The 21,025-nt window shown below is 44.2% G+C and carries 12 protein-coding genes; 6 read left to right on the forward strand and 6 right to left on the reverse strand.

Annotated elements, in window-relative coordinates; translation table 11 throughout:
• Window positions 1-206: 206 nt before the first annotated feature.
• The 3 genes from ASD40_RS29610 (at window position 207) to ASD40_RS38325 (ending at window position 3,840) form a co-directional block, all read left to right on the forward strand.
• A complete protein-coding gene (locus tag ASD40_RS29610) occupies window positions 207-2,492 on the forward strand; it encodes a helix-turn-helix domain-containing protein (RefSeq protein WP_057306719.1) in 2,286 nt (761 codons plus the stop codon).
• 179 nt (window positions 2,493-2,671) lie between these two features.
• Window positions 2,672-3,553: an AraC family transcriptional regulator gene (locus ASD40_RS29615; RefSeq protein ID WP_057306720.1), complete on the forward strand. Its 882-nt coding sequence runs from the start codon at window positions 2,672-2,674 to the stop codon at window positions 3,551-3,553.
• Window positions 3,554-3,678: 125 nt separating this feature from the next.
• Window positions 3,679-3,840 (forward strand): hypothetical protein, encoded by a 162-nt coding sequence (locus ASD40_RS38325; RefSeq protein ID WP_164484193.1) that lies wholly within the window; start codon window positions 3,679-3,681, stop codon window positions 3,838-3,840.
• Between the two features lie 89 nt (window positions 3,841-3,929).
• Here ASD40_RS38325 and ASD40_RS29620 read toward each other — a convergent pair whose 3' ends face one another.
• The 5 genes from ASD40_RS29620 to ASD40_RS29640 all read right to left on the reverse strand — a co-directional run bounded on the left by ASD40_RS29620 (window position 3,930) and on the right by ASD40_RS29640 (window position 12,601).
• Complete coding sequence (locus ASD40_RS29620; protein ID WP_057306721.1) at window positions 3,930-5,432, reverse strand: MDR family MFS transporter; 1,503 nt, start codon at window positions 5,430-5,432, stop codon at window positions 3,930-3,932.
• A 1,453-nt stretch (window positions 5,433-6,885) separates the two neighbouring features.
• Window positions 6,886-8,931: an alpha-galactosidase gene (locus ASD40_RS29625; protein WP_057306722.1), complete on the reverse strand. Its 2,046-nt coding sequence runs from the start codon at window positions 8,929-8,931 to the stop codon at window positions 6,886-6,888.
• 84 nt (window positions 8,932-9,015) lie between these two features.
• The gene (locus ASD40_RS29630; RefSeq protein ID WP_057306723.1) at window positions 9,016-10,635 is read right to left on the reverse strand and encodes an extracellular solute-binding protein; all 1,620 of its coding nucleotides are present in this window, start codon (window positions 10,633-10,635) and stop codon (window positions 9,016-9,018) included.
• A 122-nt stretch (window positions 10,636-10,757) separates the two neighbouring features.
• Window positions 10,758-11,648: a carbohydrate ABC transporter permease gene (locus ASD40_RS29635; protein ID WP_057306724.1), complete on the reverse strand. Its 891-nt coding sequence runs from the start codon at window positions 11,646-11,648 to the stop codon at window positions 10,758-10,760.
• Between the two features lie 29 nt (window positions 11,649-11,677).
• Entirely contained in the window at window positions 11,678-12,601 is a 924-nt protein-coding gene (locus tag ASD40_RS29640; protein WP_057306725.1) for an ABC transporter permease, read from the reverse strand.
• Window positions 12,602-12,828: 227 nt separating this feature from the next.
• Here ASD40_RS29640 and ASD40_RS29645 point away from each other — a divergent pair, with 227 nt between their 5' ends.
• From ASD40_RS29645 to ASD40_RS37575, 3 genes are all read left to right on the forward strand, one after another.
• Window positions 12,829-14,367 carry a response regulator transcription factor gene (locus ASD40_RS29645; protein WP_057306726.1) on the forward strand — a complete coding sequence of 513 codons (1,539 nt, stop codon included), beginning with the start codon at window positions 12,829-12,831 and terminating at the stop codon, window positions 14,365-14,367.
• Entirely contained in the window at window positions 14,364-16,139 is a 1,776-nt protein-coding gene (locus tag ASD40_RS29650; RefSeq protein WP_057306727.1) for a sensor histidine kinase, read from the forward strand. The genes ASD40_RS29645 and ASD40_RS29650 overlap by 4 nt, the downstream gene beginning before the upstream one ends.
• A 68-nt stretch (window positions 16,140-16,207) precedes the next feature.
• On the forward strand, window positions 16,208-16,417 hold the full coding sequence (locus ASD40_RS37575; protein ID WP_156390233.1) for a hypothetical protein: 210 nt from the start codon (window positions 16,208-16,210) through the stop codon (window positions 16,415-16,417).
• 434 nt (window positions 16,418-16,851) lie between these two features.
• Here the strand turns inward: ASD40_RS37575 and ASD40_RS29660 are convergent, their stop codons facing one another.
• Window positions 16,852-20,979, reverse strand: coding sequence for an OmpL47-type beta-barrel domain-containing protein (locus tag ASD40_RS29660; RefSeq protein ID WP_057306729.1), 4,128 nt, complete (start codon window positions 20,977-20,979; stop codon window positions 16,852-16,854).
• Window positions 20,980-21,025 lie beyond the last annotated feature (46 nt).

The raw sequence follows: 21,025 nt of genomic DNA on the forward strand, positions 1-21,025 counted from the left end.
TTGGTACCCCCATCATAAGTCTCGTCTATCCAAATTGAATACAATAAAAAGAGATAAAACTACAATTTTTAAATTTTGGATGGCTACAAAAATTAACAAAACTCTAAATAATAAACCTTTAACGGCTTTTTTATTGAGATATTTAGGTGGATATAATACATTTAATGTACGTAAGAGAACGAAAATACGAGACGAGGGTGGTCAGCATGAATAGCGTGGTCTCTAGAAGAAAGATAAGTATCTATAAAAAATTATTAATCTCATTTATTGCTATTATCACGTCTTTGATTTTGGCGCTCTCTTCATTGCTGTACTACAACTACACCACCTCAACCAGTGCTATGGTTAAAGGCATGAACGAAAACATCTTGTCCAAGATCAGCTACAGCTCGGTTTATATGGACAATCTCGCTAAGAATTTTTGCAAATCGCTGTCCCTCAACAACTACATCATTGCTTTTGCAAACAGTAACAATGAAGATATTCTAACTTTTGGCAACGCCATCAGGACTCTGGATGCGCTCACGATCCCCAACACGTACATTCATTCCGCTTATATCTATAATAGGAAGCTTGACACTTTCATTTCAGCGCCAGGCACATTTTATTACAGTTCCGAATTCTTTGACCAAGAAATTGTTCAAGCTTTACATGTGGCCGAGCAAAAGAAGCTACCGATTCTTTATCCCATTCCACGTAAAATCACAAATCCAAATGGCACCCAGACGAAACTCACAAATGTCTATACGTATATTTTGTTAGACACGAGTGACAATCAAGCAAACTTTAATAATGCAATCGTACTAAATGTTGATGCGGACTGGTTGAGATTGACGATCACTTCCTTGGATAATAAAATGAGCAGCGATGGCAATGAAATTATGGTTGTAGATGATAAAGGGGTCGTCATTAGCGAGTCGTCCCCAGATATGTTCATGGAAAATATTGCAGATCAAAACTACATGCATCAAATCCTTTCTTCAACAGCTCCTTCCGGCACGATCATTGATCAGCTTCATCAAAAAAAAGTGCTTGTCTCCTATGTATCTTCCGAGATATTAAGGTGGAAGTTTCTGAGTATTACACCGTATGAGACTGTTTTTTCCGCAGTGAGAAGAAACACCTATATCACCTTATTATTCTGTCTTATCGTACTACTCTTAGGCGTGTTCTTTGCCTTTCTCGCTTCAAGAAAGCTTTACCAGCCCATTGGTGCTCTCATCAATAAAACGAATGATTTGGAAACTATGCAGCGTGACAACACTCCCGTCCTAAAGAACGATTTCCTAAAAAAAGTGATAAACGGGCACGTTATTCTTTCCTCAGAGCGCATGGCTGCGAAAGAACAAGAGCTTCTTATTAATTTGAATTTTAGAAATAAGCTGTTTCTGTATCTATTAAAAATTGATTACTATCAAGATTTTGTAGCGAAGTACACGGATAAGGACCGATCGATTTACAAGTATGCTATTGCAAATGTAGCTGGAGAAGTTACTTCACAGCATTATAGTAATGAAGTGATCGATATTGGGGCCGACCAACTTGTCGTTCTGGTAGACCTTACCGATTCACCTGATCCTCCAGACATCTTGTATGAAACTTTTGAGAGCATCGTGGCTGACATTCAGAGCCATAGCCATCAGTACTTTGACTTATCCTTATCGGCATCGCTTGGCTATGTTGTAGATTCAGCAGAACATATCAAGCAGGTCTATGAAGAAACATTGGGCCTTTCCATGTACAGATTGAAATATGGGCACTCTAGCATTTTGACTCCAACACTATTGCATGAAGTAAATGATGTTGCCTTTATGTTTCCGGCTGCAAAGGAAAAACAGCTTATAGACGCTCTTAAGCTAGGAAATGGTGAAACCGCAAAGGAATTATACCGAGACATGATTAGAACTATGGAGCATGCTTCTTACGGCAACATTATCAATTCTATTATTTATCTGAGTTACTCCCTCCACACTTCCATGAATCAGATCGTCGAAGGGTCACAATCGAAGCTTAATTCAATCTCCATTGATTTTCTTAAACATGTTACGGGGCTGGAGACATTGGATGAGCTCGAGCGATCATTTTTCAGTTTGTTCGATGACATTATTCATTTAAAAGAAGGTGCCAAAGACAAAAAGAAGAATGAGATCGTCAGCACAGTGGTAGACATGATTCAGAATATGTTTCCCAATAAGAATCTTTCCCTAAGTAGCTGCGCAGATGCGTTGTCCATCTCTTCTGTGTACCTCGGCAAGCTATTTCGGACTTCAACTGGTAAATCGGTAGCCGAATATATAACAACTGTACGTATGGAACATATGAAGCATTATTTAGAGCAGACTAACCTGCCTATTAACGATATTTTAGAGAAATGCGGCATTGAGAAGTCGAATTATTTTTATACGACCTTTAAAAAGCACTTCGGGGTTTCGCTGACAGAATACAGATTAAAGGATGTTAAAGTAAACCAAGACAGAAACACTTCCATTTAGTCGGTAAAGAGAACCAAAGAGCCATTGCTAACTCACACGTTAGGCAATGGCTCTCTTGCATTATATTAAATCTGTCTGCTTTATAGTTACACTGTATTACATGGAATTGTTGTTTTCTTGTCATGATTGATTAGGACATGTTACACTATTCTGAGCTAATCATCAGGAGGCAGCAGACGATGAAATTCTTACAAGATGTAGAATTACACGAAATCCCCTATCGCTTTAGCTATCGCAAGATAACGACAGAGAATTATAAAGGATTCTACCATTGCCATCAGGGGATGGAATTTTTATATGTGTATCAAGGCACTGGGCAAATTGTGGTGAATAGCAAAGTCTACACGATTCAGTCTGGCACCTTCCTCTACCTGCAACCATATCAATTACATCACATTCAAGTTGAAGTTCATCCGGATGCCCCATTCGAACGAACGATTATCTCCTTAGAGCCCTCTATATTTGAACCCTATTTTGCTTCATTTCCACACTTGAATGCTTATTTTCAGCATTTATGGAAAAAGGAACTCGAAGAGCAGGTGCTCCAACAAATTGATAATAATAGCTTTATCAGCCAATTATTTCAGCATCATCATGCAGGATTTTCCATATATCAGCACGATGCCAAACAGCAAAATTTCGCTTTACTCCTGCTGCAGATTTTTCAATTTCTCTATGCAAAAGGATTTGGAAATCCAATTGAAAATGGAAATGGATTTAATCCACATAGACAGCTTCGTTATTCTGAAAAAATCATGAATTGGCTAGAGGGGCATTATTCAGAAGAAATTTCACTCGATACGTTAGCGGATCATCTGCATATATCCAAATATTATGTTTCACGTATCTTTAAACAAGAAACCGGCGCTACGTTGATGGATTATATTCTCGCGAGACGAATCAGACAAGCCTGTCTATTTTTAATAACTAGCAACAAAGGGATTGAACAGATCAGCATTGAGGTGGGGATGAACAATTTCCCGTATTTCTGCCAGGCTTTCAAAAAGCTTGTAGGCACGACACCGATGAAATATAGAAAAAAACTACAACAGCATGATTGACGGACAACAATTCATATTTCTTTAGTCGTTTTTCAGAAAGCATTTCCAATCGACGTAATCGGTATAAAAATTTGATAAAGTGGAAAACTATTCCTTGTTGTTATTTTTAATAAAGGAGGTGTCACATGCCCAATCAAGATAATCAAGCAACAAAGGCAGAAGTACAGTCTACGGAGTTAAACAAAATGCCTGTCCCAGGTAAAGATGATACGGAATTTTCCGCAGAGGAAGCAGCAGAGGCATTTAAAGAAAATCAATCCTCCAGCAGCAGCTCACAAAATCAATGATCTTACTATGTCATGCGAAAAAAGCCCGGTTCCACTTGGACCGGGCTTTTCGTTTTCTATAAAATTATTTTTCGCAACAAATTGTCAGATTAATGACCAACCATTATTGGAATTTCTGCACCGTCCGTGGACTCGCCTTCCGACTTCTTGGGCTTTTGCAGCATAAGACCTAGCAATCCGCCGACAACCGCGATACCCAGCAGAACTAAGAACGTGTATCCAAAGGAAGAAGCATACAAGTCTAAATCCGGCTTCTGCTTACCTGATTCAACCATTAAATTTTTCATCTTCGTTGTAAAGATCGTCATCAAAATGGCGATAGCGAAGGACATCATAACTTGCTGTGCGGCGTTCGTTAGCGACGTTACACGCCCAACCAAATTCTGAGGTGCTGATTGGATCAAATGATTATTGAGAGGCATCATAAACAGTCCCATTCCCGCACCTAGCAGTGCAAGCGGCAGGATCACTGTACCTACACCTGAATCGCCAGAAATATTGGATAGTAACAAGGCTGAAATCGTTGTAAGAGCCATTCCCGCCAAGACAAGCGGACGCGCTCCGAAACGATCTGACAGTTTACCGCCAATTGGCATAAATAAACCGGAAGCCAGAGCTTGCGGAAGCATGATGAGCCCTGTCTTCAAAGGACTATAACCATGGGCCTGTTGTAAATATAGAGGGACAAGGAACATAGTTCCGAACATCGCAATCTGTGAAATCCATTGCACGATGATCCCTTTTGTAAAATTACCTGAGCGGAAAACGCGAAGCTCGAGCAGCGGATTCTCACGTCTTAACTCCACAATAACGAATAAAATAAGCGCTACAATACCGATTCCTGAGCCAATCAGCGTATCAGCATCCATCCAAGTGGATTTCCCGGTAATCGGGTCAATACCGCCATTAGAAACACCGTACACTAGCGCTGCAAAAGCAATTGGACCTAACAGCATGCCAAGTAAATCCAAGGATGCAACCGACTGCCGCCCAATATTCGGTAATGTACGGATTCCGAGGATAATACCGATGACACCGATAGGCAGGTTAATCAGGAAGATCCACTGCCAGCTGTGATATTCAACCAACCAGCCTGCAACGACAGGTCCTAGTGCCGGACCTAGCAAGATTGGAATCCCCATCATGCCCATAACTGCCCCTACTTTTCCCGGCGGCGACAGACGATAGATGAATGCCATAGCAATCGGTACCACAACACCGCCACCCAGGCCTTGGATGATACGGAAAGTAATCAGCATTTCAACCGAATTAGCCAGCGCACATAGGCCAGAACCGATCGTGAATAGACCTACCGAGATCAAGAAAATTTTCTTAGCGCCAAATCTGTCGGATAGCCAGCCCGCTAAAGGAATGACCGCGGCTTGTGCCAGTGCATATCCGATCACGGTCCATTGTACTAAGGACAAGTTCAATAGTTTAAATTCTTCCTGCAGCTTGGGAAGAGCAACGTTTACCGCCGTTCCGTCCAATATGACCATGAAAATCCCAACCACAATTGCTACCAAAGGCCCTAGTATGCTTCGCATTGAAAACGGGGCTTCTGTTGCTGCATTGTTATTACCTGAAGACATGTATTCCCTCCATCCGATTCAGCATCCTCTGCTGATCTCTCTTGTCTAATGCTAAATTTACGGACAATTGTCCGTTTCACAAATGATGCTATCGAAATATAGTTTATTTGTCAATAGGCTGGGAGATGTTCTCGGCACGGAGATAGCCTACGCGCTGATTCGGAACTTAGAAGATGATTTTCAGGCAACTTCGGTTTGGTTTGGCCTTCATTCTTGCTTCTATTATCTTTCCCGTCACCATTGTTGATGCAAACCAAATTACTCTCAAAACGTATATGCTTACATTCATTTGCTTATCCGTGAAATGTTGTATTTTGGAGACTGTCGATTGATTCACAACGGGTATTCACAACTCCAAAATGTGATTTTAGAGTCATTCAGCTTTCGTGAGGGCAGATGGGCAATAGTGATTACCAATGTTGTATTTTCTACAACAATTCACACGCCAAAAGGCTATTTTGCAACTTGAAGTTGCATTTCGTACAACATTTTGAGCAACATTTGTTGTGAAATGGTCTATATTGGGCCAAATTGTTGTACAATCTGCAACATCGAGGGGTGAAAGGCTGGATCTAGGCATTCAATTGTTGCACTTTTTAGTCAATTTCATAATAAAAGTCCGATTTTTCCAAGTATGGATTCGGGAGAAAAGCAGTTGAATAAGAGCCTTTAGAGACTGCTATTTCTTCATTTCCAGCGTATTTTGTAAAAATAAGAGTCTGTAGAGGCTCTTATCCGTCAAGTAAAGTGTGAACTCGGGAGAAAAGCAATCGGATAAGAGCCTTTAGAGACTGCTATCTCTTCATTTTCACCGTATTATGTAAAAATAGAAGTCCCTAAAGACTCTTAACGTTCATAAGAGCCTTTAGAGACTGCTATCTCTTCATTTTCACCGTATTATGTAAAAATAGAAGTCCCTAAAGACTCTTAACGTTCAAATGAAGTGTGGATTCGATAGAAATATCATCGGATAAACCTTAAGGAGCTAATTTCACTATTAAAGCACTATTTTCCCACAAGGCGCCATAAACATCGTACGAGCTATTGACATTCAAACCGATTACAGAATTCAGAAAGGGATTTAACCACTTAAATGCCCTGATTTCTAGTACTAAAACGGAGAATAACATGAAATTCTTGGCACCCAATGGATATCTTGGGTAGGTGACTGTTTTTGAATGCGCTATAAGTCCTTATGTAGCAAGGGTTGGAATTATGAAATTGATTCCTTTTTACAACATTATTCTACCGCGAATGAATGAATCGACGGTCTCTTTTGCACAACTTTAGGCAAGGTAATCCGCACTTTCCACAGAACTGTTTCAAAAAATACAACAATTCCAGCCAAAAGCAGCTCTAAAGCATGAAAAAAGGCTAAATTGGGGTAAGCTTAGACTTACCCCTTAATCACTCTAGCGCGCAAAAAAGGAGCTGCCGAAGCAGCTCCTTCCCGCTAAAGAATCAACTTAATAATCTTCGACTCCGCCGGTTCCAAGCGAACGCTTATGTCTCCTGATGACTGATTGGCGGTTCCCTCCCATAGATCATGCAGCTCATAAGTCGCATTTTTGGGCAGACCCATACGCTCGATGGATATACGTTTCTCAACCGTTTCATCTTTATTATAGTTAAACACAGCTATATAACAGTCGTCATCTGCCATTTGGAAAAAAACATCATCAGACGCCGCATCGGTATTTCCCTCAAGCGGAACAAAACTTCTTCCTGTCTTTGCAATTTTTATAAGCTCCGCCCGGGTTAACCAGTCCTCTGCCCTGATTCTTGCTTCCTCCTTACGGAAATCGTCCCCCATCAGAAGAACCGTTCCGGCAATAAGGGAAGCGTTTAGACGACTCCTGCCTTCCTGAACCATCGTAGGTTCTTGGTTAAAGCTTTTGTACAGAACCGTATGGTCAGGATCATTGAAAGGATAGATGGTCCCATTCATCCACCAACCATATGTTAGTGAATTCAACATATACTCCGTATCTTTCAGTGTACCGAAAGCATCACATGAGATGCGCCTGCTATGGGCGTATTGATGTGGAAACATCGGCGCGATGGACAAGTTGATAAAGAATGGACGTCCGATAACCTTGGGATCAAGCCTATTCTTGATCAACGCCATGCCAAGGTTGTACGCTTGAAGCCCTGTACGCACTTCTTTATCGAAGTGCACGCCTTCCAAAGCACCGTGTCCAAGGAAGTCGAGTTTAATGTACTCGAACCCCCACCTGACAAACCGTTCAAGATGCCACTCCGTCCGCATCAGATTGCCAGGGTGCGTAGGATCAATCGCAAGTCCGCCGTCTAAATCGGGCAAAATTTGCCTTTGCTCATCACGCAGCAGGAGATCACGGTATGTATACTTACCGTCCGTGCCTTCCACAACCCGATCGAAATCGTTCCCCCAGAAGGCAAAAGGCGTCCAATAAATACCGGGCTTTTGTCCATTGTCGCGAACGTAACGCACAGCGTCTTCGAGCTGCTGCTGTGTTAAGTTCGTCCAGAAGGAATCAAAGTTAATATAAACTGTCCCCTGATGATGAAACCCGCCATCGTGCAAGCTTTTTAAGAAGTCCGACGTATGGGTGTAAAGCTCGTAATCGAGCTCTCCCCCTGCCGCCGACCAGCTATTCCATCCAAATGGAACGCCGTGTTCCCATTGAAGAGGTGGAGCTATCACAGCATTGGCTTTTCCGTATTCTTCTAGTCCGGTTCTGTAATCCGCATACATACCCACAAAGATACGCGGTGAAGCAATCGTTTTGCCGATCAGCGTACCGTGAGGAATGCTATCGCGCGTATACTCGCCTGCTGCTCCACCGTATACCTCCAGATGATGAATAGCCGCTCCTTCATGTCCGATCACTTTCAGACCGGTTTTCCATGTATCATGGGTAACCGAACCAACAACTAGCCCTTTTCTCGATGCAGGTTCGAAAATAGCCGTTACCTCATAGCTTTCCAGCTGGTTCGGCATGGCGGTTGATTCGTAACGTACCCACTTATCGTTATCGAAAGGCACCAACAACGCGCGCAGTTCCTCTGCCGCTATTTCCAAAGAAATCGCCGATGATCCCTTAGCTGCGTCCGCTGTCAATGGAGACATATAGTTTGTCTCCAATGCTTCCGATACACCCTCCATCTCAACCCGAACGAAAAAGTATGGCACTTTTTCATAAAGCCAAAACGTCTGCGTCATGACCGGAAGCAATTCAGCCGAATGAATCACAGAGAAGCGGCAGCCTGTACCGAAATCATCATGGATCATTTGAGTGCTGCTAGCGGCCAGTTTGTGCTCCGAATATTCGGTCGAAGCAACGTATTTGCCTCCTTCGATCCGCGCTGCGCTGTAAGCGCCGCTCAAGCAGCTACCGGAATCCCATTCATAATCGGTTAATCCGCTCGCCAGATCGACGATTATTCGGCATATCCCATTTTCTCCAACCACTTGCCCATTTAACTCTTGAATGGTAATCGTACTGGTTGTCATCATAATCCTGCTCCCTTCATGCCTATAGACATTTAAATGAAGAAGGAAGCCGGAACGGTGCCTCGGCTTCCTGATCTGCATCCTCTCTTATTTCCAAAGATCCATGCGTTTCTTGTAGTTGTCGTTAATGATTTTCTCCACTTTCTCATCGCCAGCTGCCTTCATATCGGCAAGCATTTTATCGAATAGAGCGGCTGCATCCGTATCGGACTTGGAGATGATGACTTTCGTAATCGTTTGGCTCATAATATCTGAAACCTTCTGGCTGACGAGCGCATCCGGGGTGCCGCCGGCAGGGCCGAGGTTATCATATACCGTTGTATCCCACGTCGAATCGGACAAGTTCTTCAGCGCCATTTGGTCGATCTCGCCGCGCTGGTAACGGACCGGCATATCGTACACCGTACCGTCGGAGCCTTTGCCGCTCTTGATGAACCAAGTCCATTTGCGAATACCGGTTTTCTTCACGTAGTTATCCCAGTCGTCTTTAAAGCCTTGGAGCACTTCCGGACGCGGCACATGCTTGCCGTCCTTCATATCCCAGTGCACGCCCTCTATGCCCCACATGAGCAGATATTGGCCTTCTTCGCTAGCCAAGAAATCGATGAGCTTCATTGTTCTTTCTGGATTTTTGTTCGTCTTCGTGATCGCAATCGCATCCCAACCGAGCGTGCTACTCGGCCCTAATGTCGTCTTGGCCGGATCAACGCCTGGTCCTACAAGCTTATAAGAGTACAGCTGCTTTTCAGGTCCGCCTGCCTTCTTGAGCACGCCGTTAGAAGTCCCGAGATCCCAGTAAGCGCCTGGCGTTGCAAATACGAGCCCATTAGAAATCTTTTGCTCCCACGTTTGCTTCTTATTGACCGGCCATTCCGGATCGATCAAGCCCTCACGGTACAGCTTGTTCAAGTACATCAGCATATCCTTGTATTTCGGGTCCTTCACATCGTACTTCAGCGTTCCGTTATCTTCAAAGAAGGACTTCATCCCCCACATGCCTTTGAATGTTCCGAGCACAGCGCCGATATTTTCACCATTGAAAGTCATCGGAAATACGTCTTTGCCGTCCGCTTTGCCAAACTTTGCTTTGAAGTCCTTCAGCAGCGCTTCGAATTCATCTGCTGAGAACGGCTTTCCGCCTTCAACTTTGTCCGGAGCAAGCTGTTTAAGCCAATCCATGCGCATATTCATGCCGAATACGGGTTCGTTCCCAGGGCCGTACCAGTTAGAAAGATAGTAGTTTTTCCCGTCGGTGTACCGTGTCTTTTTCAGAGTGTCCCCGTACATTTTCTTCACATTGGGACCATATTTCGCAATCAGATCATCCAGCGGAATAATCGCCCCTGCAGCGATGTACTTGTTGACGATATCTCCCCCGCGGTCCATTAGCACAATATCCGGTAGATCGCTGCTGGCGAGCATCAGATTCAACTTTTCTGAAGGATTGCCCGTTGGTTGCTGAATTTCAATCGTAACGCCTGTCCGTTTCGTAATTTCCTTGGCAACCTCGTTCGTGAAGGCATCACCTGTATTTTTATCAAAGAACGTCATTTTAATAGGAGTCATATCGTTAGCTTTGCTATCGGTTGTAGCAGCCGGCTTATCGCTTGGCGAAGCCGTATTTTCCTTCGTAGAGCAACCGGCGATGACGGAACCCATAAGAACCGTTGAAAGCAACACCTTGAACGTTTTCTTGGTCGTGAACATGGCATACATTCCCCCTTGACTAATTGTATGGATAACAGCTGATTGCATTGCTTGATGTGATATCGTCCTATCCGCTGTGGATTGTGCTCCTACCACCGCCTTTCAAGAATGAGAATACTGGACTAGGATTTAACTGCTCCCACGGTCATGCCTTTGACAAAATACTTTTGCAGGAACGGATACACAATGACAATAGGCAGCGTTGCGACGATCGTTGCAGCCATGCGGATCGAATCCGACGATACGGCGAGTCGTTTGGCAGAATTCGCCATCTGCTGCGCATCTGACACCATATTTGACGTCTGATACTGATTCAAAATTTTGACGAGAACGGCCTGCAGCGTCTTAAGTTCAGGCTTATAGGTGAATACATAGGAATCGAACCAAGAATTCCAATGGCCGATCGCCGTAAACAACCCAATCGTAGCAAGTACCGGAGTCGTCAGCGGCAATACGATCTTGATGAAAATTTGCAGATCGTTCGCGCCGTCCATCTTTGCAGATTCATCTAATTCCCCAGGAAGTTGCTGAATAAATGTACGTACCAATATCATAAAAAACACATTCATAAGACCTGGCGCAATATACACCCAGAAGGTATCTATCAGGTGAAGACTCTTTAAGATCATATAGTAAGGGATTAAGCCGCCGCCGAAATACATCGTAAAGATGAAGAAAAGTGTGATGAACTTCCCGCCGACCAAATCACGCTTGCTGAGCGGGTAAGAAAGCAGACTGATTACCAGAACGGCGAGGGGGGTGCCGATCAGTGTGCGTGCTAATGTCACTTTGACCCCATTGAGGATTTCTTGATCGGATAATATTTGCGTATAGCTTGTAAAGGAAAACTCCCTCGGCCAGAAATAAATGCCACCACGGATCGTATCATCTGCACTGTTTACAGACAGCACGAGAATGTTCCAGAAGGGGTAGAACGTTGCGATAAATACCAGAAGGAGGAACACATAAACGAACCCGGCGAAGACGATATCGCCACGCGATCTTGTTCTCATTCATACCCACCCTTTCCTATCTTTTCGTTTTAGAACAATGATTGTTGATTCATTCGCTTGGACAATGTATTAACGCTGATAACCAAAATGAAGGCAATGACCGATTTGAACAACCCAACCGCAGCGCCATAAGAGAACATGCCGTTCTGCAGTCCGTAGCGGTACGTATAGGTATCGATAACGTCAGAATATTTCAAGATGGTGTTGTTTTGCAACAAATACTGCTGATCGAAACCCGCGTTCAAGATACCGCCAATTGACAAAATAGCCAGAATTACGATCGTTGGGCGTAAAGACGGAAGTGTGACGTGAAACATTTGGCGCAATCGGCTGGCACCGTCAACTCTTGCTGCTTCATATAGTTCGGGATTAATAGCGGCAATTGCAGCCAAATACATGATTGCGTTAAATCCCATATCCTTCCACATATTGGAGACAGCAATGATCCCCCAGAAGTAATGGCCATTTTGGAAAAATTGTACCGGTTCCTCCGTGATGTGCAAAAGCATCAGTAACTTGTTGATCAGCCCCTGTGAGGATAGCAGCGTTATGATGATGTTTGCTGCTATGACCCAAGATATAAAGTGAGGCAGATACGATACCGTTTGTACCACTTTTTTGAATAAGCCGCTCTTCACCTCATTAATCATTAAGGCCAGCACAATCGGAGCCGGAAATCCAATCAACAGCGATAAGAAGCTCTGCGCAATCGTATTGCGCATGATGATATAAAAATCACCACTGGTAAAGAAGTATCGAAACCACTCGAAACCGACAAACTTGCTCGCAAAAAATTGGTGGATAAAGGAACCACCGCCGGGCGAGTAATTGATGAACGCCATGTACAAGCCGAACATCGGACCATATGAAAATAAGATGGTAGAGATGAAGGCGGGCAGGATCATTAAGTATAAATATTTTTGTCCTTTCATCCTTTTCAGTCGCGCTTCCATACGTATAACCCGCCTTTTCCAGGCTGCGGCGGCTTGTGCCGCTCAGTCACAACCAATCATTTTGTATACTCTCATTATAGGAATGAGCAGAAAACAATTCCATACAAGCATCTTCAGAAACGTATTCCAAATGAACGATCCTTTTGAGAAGTCATTGTTTATTTGAGTTATACGTTTTACAATAAATTTGAGTAATATCAGCGTTTGGAAAGGTGGGAACGCTTTCAATGTACAGTATACTGCTTGTAGACGATGAAAAAATGGAGCTCGAGATGCTGGCCGATTACGTTCGTTGGGGAGATATGGGCATTCGTGTTGCTGGAACGGCGAAGAACGGCAGAGAAGCGCTTCAGCGCATGGAAGAACTTCGACCTGATATCATATTAACGGACGTTCGTATGCCGATTATGGATGGACTGGAATTTAGCAGGCGGGCCAAACAAATCAATCGCAATGTCCAGATCGTATTCCTAAGTGGACACGATGAGTTTCAATATATTAAAGCAGCACTTTCCGTGGAAGCGATCGGCTATTTGTTGAAGCCCCTTGATATGGGAGAGCTACAGCAATTAATGGAGAAAGTCAAACAGAAATGCAAGGAATTCCGGATTTCTTCCCAAACCTCTGAAGTACTAAAAGAGACCTATCTGAAGGAGCTGGTCTTGGAAAGTAGTCCCATAGTTAGATCCCAATGGATTGATAAAATGTTACTACTGCCATCTATGATACCTTCGAGCGGTTTTTTTCAAATATTATATATAACAGTTGACCCATCCAGCAATTATGGTGTGGAGCTCGTGTCACTTATCCGCAATTTCACACAGGCGGAAATCCCCCGCTCCTTTCTCTGTCAAATCAAGGAAGGAACATTCGTACTTATCTGCAATAAGCTTGATACCTCGTCATTAGAACTTTGCCATGCTGCGGAGCAACTGATTCGGTATGTAAACGACAGCAACGACGCTATCCTTTCAATCGGCGTATCCGACGTTGGTATGGGTCTCGAAAGCCTATACGATTTATGTGCAGGCGCTAAACGAGCGAATGAAAGCAAATTTTATTACGGCTTGGGATCGTGTACAAAGGCCAATCAAGCTGTCGAGCCAGTCTTCAAAGAGGTGAACACTGAACCGGCAATTGTATCACTTTGTCATGCTATTTCACATTTGCAGGAATCTGCGGCTATCACCGTGATTCAAGACTTCTTTGATACTATGCGCACCTCGAAGGTCGACCGGGACCTGGTATGTTCAAGCTCGTTGCGGCTTATTACGGCCATTGAGCAGCATTTTGCCAATTTACTCGGGGGTGACTCCGTCAATTCGATGTATGTCGACGATTGGAAGCGTATCGCCAATTACTCCACCATAAATGAAATCGAAAATCACATCTTGGAGGTCTGCCATTTCATCCTTTCCCTAATGAAGGAAAAGGACAAGGACAAGAATCTTCATATCATTCATCAAATCGCAAACCTCATCGACCGCAGCTTCAGCAGACAGTTGACCATCGAGGATATCGCTAAACAGGTGTATCTGTCACCCAATTACGTGCGAACCATATTTAAAGATAAAACAGGAGAAACAATATTGGAATATTTGACCCGTGTACGGATTCATCATGCTGCTGAACTGCTTAAAGACAAATCCAAAAAAATCCATGAGATTGCTGCATCCGTTGGCTACGAAAACGTCTCTTATTTTTGCTCTGTGTTTCAGAAGTTCAAAGGAACGACACCCAACGAATACAGGAAAAAACTTTTATGATACAAGCACGATTGCCAATGCCACTCCGGTTTGTAGCCAAAACATTTCTTAATCTCAGTTTGCGCAGCAAGTTGTTCGCCGTCTTTTGCATCGTTTCGATCTTACCCTTATTGTTTTTCGTCAAATATTCCTATGACACGACCAAACGGGAACTAACGACGCAAATCTATACCAATATGATTGCAACGACAGATCAGCTTAACGCCAACTTGGAAACGAAGCTAGATTCCTATTCAAAAATATCCGCATCCATTTATTTGGATAATACGCTGCGGTTGCTGCTGACCAAAGATTACACCGAAAACAGTACTGACTACTTGGATTCGTACATTTACTTCAATAATGTGATTAATAATGTACTGGCAACTAATCCCGACATCCGTGCGGTATCCATCTACACGAGCAATACGACATTTCCTGCGGACAGCGTATATATTAAGCGAATTGATGCTGCGGCAAAAGCAACCAATTGGTACGAGTCAATCTCCCATTCTTACGGGAATGTGACTTACAGCGTATCCGCAACAACTACTGGCATTGAACCTGTATTCAAGCTGGCGCGTTTGCTCAATAATAACAGCCTTAACTTTCCTTACGGTATCCTTACCTTCGATATTGCCGAAGCCGACATTTATCGGCTTATGGAAAAGGAAGATAAACAAAAAGACATTTATATCGTTAACGAAAACGGAAATATCTTATCTAACCGCAACAAAGCGCTTCTGAACCAAAATATCGGCACACTAATCCCCGGTACTTTCGGTGAGAAAAACTCAGGAAGCTTCGATAGTATGTACAATGGAGAGAAATCGCTCGTCGTTTACAATACGATCAAGAATGGCTGGAAAACGATTTCTGTCATCCCTTACAAAAGCTTTATTACCAACGCTCAAATCGCCTCCAAGCGAATTCTAATCATTGCTTTGAGCAGCATAGCGATCTCCGTTGTTTTGATTTATATAACCGCACGGTTCTTCACCAAACGGATTGAATCCCTGCTTCAAGTTATCCGGCGGGTAGAACGGGAAGATTTCAATGTCAACATGACGTTTATGGGGCATGACGAAATTGGCCAGTTATCCTTTGCATTCCAAAAAATGACAGGTCGCCTGAAAGAACTGATTAATGAAGTCTACAAGAAGGAAATTTCGAAGAAAGAAGCGGAAATGAACATGCTGCAAGCCCAAATCAATCCGCACTTTTTATACAATACGCTGGCGTCTATCTCAGCATTAGCCGTTAAGCACAGAGATAACACCATTAATGAAATGGTCTCACACCTTGCCAAGTTTTACCGGATCTCTTTAAATAAAGGAAAAATGATATTGCCCATCAGTGAAGAAATCAAACTCACCAAGTATTACATCGCCATCCAACAGATTAGGTTCGAGGGACTGCTTCGGCTCCATTATGCGATTGACGATTCCGTACTTGTTTATCAGACGGTTAAGTTGGCGTTACAGCCATTTGTCGAAAATGCCATCAATCATGCCGTGTGGGACGATGAAGTTGGAATTAATATCATCATCAAGGTGTACAAGGATGATCGTGATATTTATCTGGAAGTGATCGACGACGGTATGGGCATGCGGACTGAAACAATGGAACGTGCTCTGAGTAAAATCGACAACGTCTCGGGTTATGGGATTACCAATGTTGACCAGCGAATCAAATTAGCATTTGGCGACGAATACGGTGTTACGCTTTATAGTAAGTTCGGCATCGGGACGAAAGCGCAAATTCGTATTCCGCTGCACGGTATTAGTTCGTAAGCATGATCAGATAAACGGCTTAAATCGGAATCCATTGAACGATTTGCTCACTTGAGGTTGCCGGATGTATGAATGAACGAATGTTTGTTTGTTTGTTTGTTTGTTTGTTTATTTGTATGGGTGTATGGGTCGGATGTATATGTATGTACGGAAGTATGGATGGATGCATGGATGCATGGATGGATAGATGGACGGGTACCAATGCACGGTTTGTTGATGTTGCAGAAAGTGCAACAATTCAGCCTAGATCCGCCGCTCACCTCCTCGTTGTTGCATAATGTACAACAATTTGGTCCTCGTAGAGGCGATTTCGCAAGAAATGGGTTAGAAATGTTGTACAAACTACAACTTCCACTTGCAAAATAGCCTTTTGACGAGTGAATTGTTACAGAAAATACAACATTGATAACTCCAATGGCCTTTCTACCTTCACAAAGCTGCCGAACCCCCTAGCTCAATTTGGAATCGCCATACCCTAACCCAATAAAAATAGGTAACTAAGGGTTGTCCCATAAGTAGAAATCTACTTGCGATAGCCCCTTTTGCTCGATTGACCTTCTAGGACACTCGAATCGGTATTCAGAACGAAATTCATATGTAAAAAGAACCTCCATCTCACCACCTTTATTAGTGGAATTGGAGGTTCTTTTGTGTACATTTGGGACATGCTCAATCATGCGAACACTTTTGGGAAGGCCCCCTTTCCTTACAGCTATTTACTGGCATTTTGGATCAAGTAATCGATATCAGCGATGAGGATCGCAGAGAATTCTTTGGTGATCTTTTTGCCGGTTAAAGCTTCAACAAAGATGCGCAGCGCCTTTAATTGGCGGACAGTCACTTCTTTATTGTTGCTGCGAATAATCGTTTCCACTTTGGCAAGCAATTCCTTGCCTTTGTCTGAAATCGTGATCGAACCGTTCGCAACACCGATGTTGATGAGATCAATGAAATGATTGGCATCGATCTGTACCTGTAGCGTATACGTATTCGCTGTAACGTTGCCGGCCAGATCCGTCCCGGTAATCTCGATCACATGGTTTCCAACGGCTAAAGCTGCAGGGGCAGCATTGATTGGATTGCTCGTGATTTTCTTATCCAGTTGAACGGTGCTATTACTTATGCCGCTTAACGCATCCGTGATCTGAACAGTCAGGCTCAATGGATCTGTTTGCCAGACGGTTAATGGACCGGTTATTCGGACAACGGGTGCTGTGTGATCGATGCCGACAGTCACTTGCTTGGCTTCCTCCACATTGCCGTATCGATCCTTCGAACGATAATGAATGCTGTTAACGCCTTCCTCGGATAGTGTTACAGGTCCGTTAACCGTTATCCAATTTCCCCCGTTCAACTGATATTCAGTCAACAGGAGGCCGGTGCCTCCCGGTTGATCCGCTGCGTTGAATGTCATAATGATGTCTTTGTTGCTAAAAGTTCCGGAACCGCTGATCCCATCCAAGACGACGCTCGTCGTAGGAGGAATAGTATCAAGCTGAAGCTTAAACAGTTTAGACTCGGCCGGCTTCAGGGTTACGTTCAGCTTACCGCTCACCTTATCCTCGGCTCCTGACCATAAGTCTGTTCGCAGATAGTTACTGGTGCCATTCAATCCCGCACGGGTCAGATCGACGGACTTTGTCGAAGAGGAAGTACCGTTGTAATTGAAGACAGCCACATAATAAGTTCCATTGTCATTTAGTACGAACGTATCGGCCGCGCCCGCACCGGTGTTTCCTTCGACCGTTTGGAAAGCTTTGCCCAGTAACGCGACACGGTTGACTTCTTTGTTCGTCAACAGTTCGTTCATGTAAGCTTGAGCGGTCACATTGTGAATGTCATCGGAATTCAAAAAGACTGTGCCGGAAATAACGGCAGAAGTTACTCTGCTGCGCGCTTCGTCCAAGGAACTGGCCCTCGACAACGCCATATGATCTGGGTCGGTGTAAGGGTAAATCGTACCATTCTGCCACCAGCCATAGGTGAGCGCGTTCAGCTCATATTCTGTCTCACTGATTTTGCCGTACACATCGCAAGAGATTCGACGGCTGTGTGCATATTGGCTGGGGAATAACGGCGCAATCGATTCGCTAATGAACATGCTGCCGCCTATGACACTGTTCACGTAGGCCATCCCTTGATTATAAGCTTGAATACCGGTGGTCACGGTTGGGTCGGCATGCTTCCCTTCCAAAGAACCGTGTGTTAAGAAATCTAATTTGATATAAGTGAAGCCTAAGGCCTTAAATTTGCCCAAATAGTAGTCCATTCGTGCTTTCGTTCCTGGATGAGTCAGATCAAGCGCATAGGCGCCGTCCAGAGTAGGTAATATTTTCCCAGTGCTATCCTTCAATACAATATCTCCGTACGTATATTGATTGTTTGTACCCTCAACAGTCTGACTCATATTATTGCCCCAGTAAACGAAAGGCGCCCAATAAATACCAGCTTGCTGACCATTTTGACGGATTGTTGCCACCGCATTCTGCAGCTGGGTATCCGTTAAATTGTCCCAATAAGAATCCAAGTTAATGTAGAGTGCACCTTTGTTGTTAAAATTATTGTTTTGAAGGTGCGTCTTGAAGTAATTCGACGTATCTATTACATCTTGGTAGGTGAGATTGCTGCCGTAGGCCCCCCAACTGTTCCAGCCTACCGGAACTTCTTGGGCAACAGAGCCGTGGAAGCTTAAAGGCGGAGTGAACACGGCGTTCGCACGTCCGTATTCCTCGAGACCGGCGCGGTAATCCGCAAAATAGCCGACAAACACGGTTGGTGATGTTAATTCAGTACCAGAAATGCTTCCGTGAGCCTCGGCGTCGTGCGTTATGTTGGAGGATGCTCCGCCATACACCGTGAGGTTGTTCAATTTATTATTAAATCCTTTCCATGCAATACCCGTCTTCCAAGTATCATGAGTGACGGAGCCGATCACGAGACCATTCCGATTCGTGTTATCGTAAATAGCCGTTACTTCATACCCCGTGTTCGAAGTGTTGATCGATTGGGCCTTATACCGAATCCAGTTATCATTATCAAACGGGACGAATAGCGCTCTATTATCCGCATTGCTTCCAATATCCACACCGCCACTATTGCTCACAATGATAGGTGCTATGTTATTCGTCGTCATGGATGAAGTGTTAACCGCTTTTAACTGAGTCAGGAAGAAGTTCTTTCCTTCATACACAGTATAAATCTGATGAAGCGCAGGTTTACCGGGCGATTCATTGATGACGGTAAAACGAAGTCCTGTACCAAAGCCGTCATGAACCGGGACAATTGCAGCATCCGATAAGGTATGACTGGTATAACTCTTGCTGGTGACGAGCTCGCCCAATTGTAAGCTGCCGTATACGCCTTTTACAATTTTGGCGTCCTTCCAGGAATAATCCGCCAGACCGCTGTCAGTATGGTACGAAATGGTCGTCTCACCGTTCGAAAAAGTCGCGCCATACGTATAATGCGTTACGGTGATGGAACCGTACTGTTTCGACTCGCCGGGGTCGCCAAGGCTGCCGCCGACGTTATCGTCCTCGCCAGGATTCGATTCAATCTTCGGACCGACCACGATTTTATCCAAATCCGGGGAGTAGCCGTTGCCGTCAGCAAACTGGATCGTATTGCTGCCAGCCACTAACGCTAAAGGAATAACGAACGTATTCACCGTGTTCCAGTCGGGTGTTTTCGGAAAATCATACGTTTCAGCGGCTCCTCCGTTAACACTGACTTGTACAGAACGAGGATCGCCGGAAATATAAGAAACGGTTACTTGATAATTTCCGGTTGAACCCACCTCAACCCCATTAAATTGCAGGGAGCTGCCTTGATATAAATTGCCGACTTTTTTGCCTTCGGAACAGCTGCTGCAGTTCGAAATGCTTGCTTTGCCTGCAAGTGTATTAGCTGAAGCTTCTGCTTCATAGGTAACGATTTTGGGCGACACTGCGATCTTATCGATATCAGGGGAGTACGCATTGCCGTCAGACAAGAGGATCGTGTTGCTGCCCGCCGCTAAAGAAAGATCAACGTCAAACGTGCCGACCGTATTCCAATCCGTCGTTTTCGGCAGATCATACAGTTCGGCCGCCCCTCCGTTCGCACTGACTTGAACGGATCTGGGATCGCCGGAAATATAGTACAGTTTCACCGTGTAGACACCAGGAGCATTCACTTGGATTTGATTGAATTGCAACGAGCTTCCTTGATACAAATTGCCGACTTTCTTGCCTCCTGAACACATGCCGCAATTGGACACGGAAGCTTTGCCAGCAAGCATATTTACAGCAGACTCAGCCTCGTAATTTTGTGCGAATGTCGGGGGCGTTTCGCTTCCGCCACCTCCTCCGGGATTCGGAGTTACTGTAGGAGCTATTACGATCTTGTCAATGTCCGGAGAATACCAATTTCCGTCGTCGAACACGATTGTATTCGTACCGGCATTTAATTGAAGCGTGACATCAAAGGTGCCGACCGTGCTCCAATCAGCCGTTTTGGGAAAATCGAAATTTTCCGCACTCCCTCCATTTACACGGATGTTCACCGAACGAGGATCGCCGGATATGTAAGAAACCGACACCTTGTAGCTTCCAGCTTCGCTTACGGTAATTCCGTTGAATTGCAGCGAGCTTCCTTGATAGAGGCCGCCTACCTTCTTTCCTCCCGAGCATACGGTGCATTCGGCCGCTGACGCGTTACCGCTCAAAACATTAACCGGTGCTTCCGCTTCGTAGGTTTGGCTTTCCGCATACGCTGTTTGAACGCCAATACCCGCGTTGGAGGAGACCGTCATAAACAAAAGCATGAACAAAGCTACCCATTTCGCAATCCTTTCTCGCATAAAATCTCTCCTTGTCAAATGTAATTACATTCATGTCCATTATAGG

It is taken from the genome of Paenibacillus sp. Root444D2 (assembly GCF_001426375.1).
GTDB lineage: Bacteria > Bacillota > Bacilli > Paenibacillales > NBRC-103111 > Paenibacillus_E.

Excerpts from the sequence above, each read along its gene's own strand:
- ASD40_RS29610 (WP_057306719.1), top strand. The coding sequence starts at position 207 with ATGAATAGCGTGGTCTCTAGAAGAAAGATAAGTATCTATAAAAAATTA.
- ASD40_RS29615 (WP_057306720.1), top strand. The coding sequence starts at position 2,672 with ATGAAATTCTTACAAGATGTAGAATTACACGAAATCCCCTATCGCTTT.
- ASD40_RS38325 (WP_164484193.1), top strand. The coding sequence starts at position 3,679 with ATGCCCAATCAAGATAATCAAGCAACAAAGGCAGAAGTACAGTCTACG.
- ASD40_RS29620 (WP_057306721.1), bottom strand. The coding sequence starts at position 5,432 with ATGTCTTCAGGTAATAACAATGCAGCAACAGAAGCCCCGTTTTCAATG.
- ASD40_RS29625 (WP_057306722.1), bottom strand. The coding sequence starts at position 8,931 with ATGATGACAACCAGTACGATTACCATTCAAGAGTTAAATGGGCAAGTG.
- ASD40_RS29630 (WP_057306723.1), bottom strand. The coding sequence starts at position 10,635 with ATGTTCACGACCAAGAAAACGTTCAAGGTGTTGCTTTCAACGGTTCTT.
- ASD40_RS29635 (WP_057306724.1), bottom strand. The coding sequence starts at position 11,648 with ATGAGAACAAGATCGCGTGGCGATATCGTCTTCGCCGGGTTCGTTTAT.
- ASD40_RS29640 (WP_057306725.1), bottom strand. The coding sequence starts at position 12,601 with ATGGAAGCGCGACTGAAAAGGATGAAAGGACAAAAATATTTATACTTA.
- ASD40_RS29645 (WP_057306726.1), top strand. The coding sequence starts at position 12,829 with ATGTACAGTATACTGCTTGTAGACGATGAAAAAATGGAGCTCGAGATG.
- ASD40_RS29650 (WP_057306727.1), top strand. The coding sequence starts at position 14,364 with ATGATACAAGCACGATTGCCAATGCCACTCCGGTTTGTAGCCAAAACA.
- ASD40_RS37575 (WP_156390233.1), top strand. The coding sequence starts at position 16,208 with ATGAATGAACGAATGTTTGTTTGTTTGTTTGTTTGTTTGTTTATTTGT.
- ASD40_RS29660 (WP_057306729.1), bottom strand. The coding sequence starts at position 20,979 with ATGCGAGAAAGGATTGCGAAATGGGTAGCTTTGTTCATGCTTTTGTTT.